Raw genomic sequence first — 2741 nt, forward strand, 5'->3', positions numbered from 1 at the left:
TTTTTCCTGACACGCTAAAACCTCCAATCGTAGTTTCTATCCTACGACTGGAGGCTTTTTCTTTCAATGTCTATTTTTCCTGGTTCACTACAATTCAATAACCGGCACCAGCTTTTTAGGTGATAAACTAATTTGTTAGAAATACTATTATTGCAACCCGTGTAGAGGTGTGTTGGATTAACTATACGGCGGATGGTGGTGTTAAAATTTGAGCCTCATCATACCAGGTACAAGATACTTCTTCGGAAAGAATACAAGCAATATTTGATAAATGTTCACTAATTCGTAAATAGGAATTAATGACATCCAGGTGAATAAAGCTGGTATCCTCTGTGTTTCTCGTGCCTTTTTGCATTCTGGCAATATGACTCATTCTTAATCTGAATTCCAGATCAACAATGTCGTCATAAACCTTGTTTGCTCTTTCGATCAATTTAGGGTTATTGGTTGCCAGGGAGGTATTTACAATATTCATTAAGTCTAAAACTTTATCATGCATAGTCTGAATTTCATTCTTGCCACTGTCAGAAAAGTCTAGGTTTCTTTTATTCAAACTTTCTGCTTTGGTAAGAATATTAATGGACAGTACATCACCGATAAACTCATATTCACGTACAATATTGACAAGCCCCATGGCATTGTTAAACTCATCTCTGGATAACTGTTGTCTCAATAGTTGGGTTAAATACTTATTGGTTGCAATACATAAAAGATCTACATGATCTTCTTTTTCAGTAATTTCATCAGCCTTATCTTGGTTGTATGCTTCAAAAAGATTGTTTGTGGTTTTTAACATTTCTGCCACAAGATCGGAGATTTGCATGGCTTCCCTGTTTGCCATTCCTAGGGCTATTTCCGGGCTGTCTAGTAATGTTTCATCTAAATAGCGGGGTTTTATGTCATTTTTAAATTCGTTTTTATCCGGTAGCGCTAGTTTTAATACTCTACTGCATTGATTTGTAAAGGGCATGCATAATATTGCCATAACCAAAATAAAAATACTGTTGGTATTTGCTACTTGAAAACCGGGATTTTTAGTAATGGAACTCATCAAAATCGCAACATACTTGACGAAAGGCAACATCAGAAGTGCCCCTGTTACATTAAACAATAGGTGAGCTGTTGCAACCCTCTGCGCTTCCCTCGTTGATCCAAGGCTCGAAAGAACAGCAAGAAAAGCAGTTCCCATATTGGCCCCCAGCAACATATAAATTGCCGGTTCCAGGGTAATCATGTTTTGCATGGCCAATAATATAATAATTCCAATGGTGGCGGCGCTACTGGCAACTAAGAATGTAAAAAGGGCGGCAATAAAAATACATAGAAATGGGTATTTACTAATACTAAGCAGTAGATGGCTAAAAGAAGGATCGGTTTTTAGGGGGCCCATAGTGTCGGACATGATCTTTAGCCCTAAAAAAAGTAAACCAAACCCTAAAATGATGAATGCTATTTGTTTTCCTTTGGTGGTTTTAGAAAATAAAAGGACAAACGCCCCTATAAAAATAATCGGTAATGATAGCTCAGTAACTTTAAAGGCAATTAGTTGCGCGGTAACGGTACTACCAATGTTTGCCCCTAAAATAACGGGTAATGCTTCTTGTAAAGCGATAATCCCGGCACTTGTTAACCCTACCAACAGAAACATGGTTGCCGTGCTACTTTGAAAGAATAGTGTTATAAAAATTCCGAGCAGCATACCAAAGGTTTTACGCTTAGAGACAATGATTAAAATTTCCCTGATTTTTTTCCCCGCAACCTTCTGTAGATTGTCCTTTAACACGGACATCCCATATAATAACAAACCGACGCCGCCAATCATACTTAGACCGGAATGATACCAACTCATCTCTATCACCTCACACGATGCATTTCATCATCACGCATTGCTAAAGTTTGCTTATCACATAAAGTAATTTTGTAAATTAATCTTCCGAATCAGCATATGCATCGTTAAAAAATTTTGAAAAATAATCAAGAGAAAAAAAGTAAAAAACATTGTTTTTTCGTTGCAGTACTGCAATCAGTTCTTTATTGCAATGATGAATGTTCACTAACTAATGTATTATTGCAGTATATATAACTCTATAAATTCTGTCAACTTTACGACACTGGTTTTGTCATAATGCTGATTAGCCTTTTATTATAGTACATCAACAAACGTTTTTAGACTCTAAAAAATAAGGAAAAAACTGGTGTCCATTGCTAATTTCATAACTGGCACCAGTTTTTCTCTGCCATAAAACGTTACTGAAAAGTCCAAATTAATAGGGGAACACATTTTTAAATCTGGAGGAGGATCAATATGAAGATCAAAGCAGCCAAACAAAGAAACTTCAATACCAGTACCATGACCTCCAGTGGTAATTACAATGCACGGTATGCCCAGGAAGCTGCAGCAGAACTTGGTGTTACCAAACAGAACCGCAGTGTAAAGGAAGAAACCAAACGGTAAAAGAATATCCAGGAGGGATAACAGATGGCTAAAAAAAATAAAAACGAGGGAAAAAATCTTCAGGGTACCATGGGAAAAAGCAGTGACATGATGGTTGAAGTGGGAACTGAATTAGGCTTAACCGAACAACCCAAAGTAAGCCGGCAGAAGAGAACCAAGTAACCAGCAAGGCCAGGACATCCCTGGCCTTGCTTCAGTTTGTCGAGAAACTAGCCAATTTTTTTGGCCATACTGAATAAAGCATGATAATTTCCAAACCGGAATAACCAAATTCCTAATAAAAATG

The 2741-nt window shown here is 37.2% G+C and carries 3 protein-coding genes; 2 read left to right on the top strand and 1 reads right to left on the bottom strand.

The window, feature by feature from the left end; genetic code table 11:
- Positions 1 to 181 precede the first annotated feature (181 nt).
- The gene (locus BUA78_RS19575) at positions 182 to 1849 is read right to left on the bottom strand and encodes a Na/Pi cotransporter family protein (RefSeq protein ID WP_072917900.1); all 1668 of its coding nucleotides are present in this window, start codon (positions 1847 to 1849) and stop codon (positions 182 to 184) included.
- A 456-nt stretch (positions 1850 to 2305) separates the two neighbouring features.
- Between BUA78_RS19575 and BUA78_RS20430 the strand changes: the two genes are divergently transcribed.
- Together BUA78_RS20430 and BUA78_RS20435 are read left to right on the top strand one after the other, a co-directional pair.
- Positions 2306 to 2455, top strand: a complete 150-nt coding sequence (locus BUA78_RS20430) for a hypothetical protein (RefSeq protein WP_175549095.1) — start codon at positions 2306 to 2308, stop codon at positions 2453 to 2455.
- A 24-nt stretch (positions 2456 to 2479) separates the two neighbouring features.
- The gene (locus tag BUA78_RS20435; protein WP_175549096.1) at positions 2480 to 2617 is read left to right on the top strand and encodes a hypothetical protein; all 138 of its coding nucleotides are present in this window, start codon (positions 2480 to 2482) and stop codon (positions 2615 to 2617) included.
- Positions 2618 to 2741 lie beyond the last annotated feature (124 nt).

The sequence above is a fragment of the Desulforamulus aeronauticus DSM 10349 genome, assembly GCF_900142375.1.
GTDB classification, from domain to species: Bacteria; Bacillota; Desulfotomaculia; order Desulfotomaculales; family Desulfotomaculaceae; genus Desulfotomaculum; species Desulfotomaculum aeronauticum.